The sequence below is a fragment of the Streptomyces sp. SID14478 genome (assembly GCF_010548525.1).
Lineage (GTDB): Bacteria > Actinomycetota > Actinomycetes > Streptomycetales > Streptomycetaceae > Streptomyces.
In genome coordinates this window covers 1-237 of sequence record NZ_JAAGMG010000691.1, presented here as the reverse complement: position 1 = coordinate 237, position 237 = coordinate 1, and the positions used below count along the sequence as shown (strand labels likewise).

Annotated in this window: 1 protein-coding gene; it reads left to right on the top strand. The window is 74.7% G+C overall.

Going from position 1 to position 237, the window contains the following annotated elements; all coding sequences use genetic code 11:
- Nucleotides 1-237, top strand: a 237-nt coding sequence (locus G3I40_RS22795; protein ID WP_164303992.1) for a glycosyltransferase, incomplete at both ends; no start/stop codon positions are given.

Genomic DNA, 237 nt, shown 5'->3' with positions numbered 1-237 from the left:
GCGAGACCTCCCTGCGCGGCGCGCTGCCCGGCGCCGTCTTCCTCGGGCGGCGCACCGGTGACGAACTCGCCCGGATCTTCGCCTCGTTGGACGTGTTCGTGCACACCGGCCCCTTCGAGACGTTCTGCCAGACCGTGCAGGAGGCCATGGCGAGCGGGGTGCCGGTGATCGCCCCGGCCGTGGGCGGGCCCCTCGACCTCGTGGACCACGGCAGGACCGGGCTGCTCGTGCCGCCCG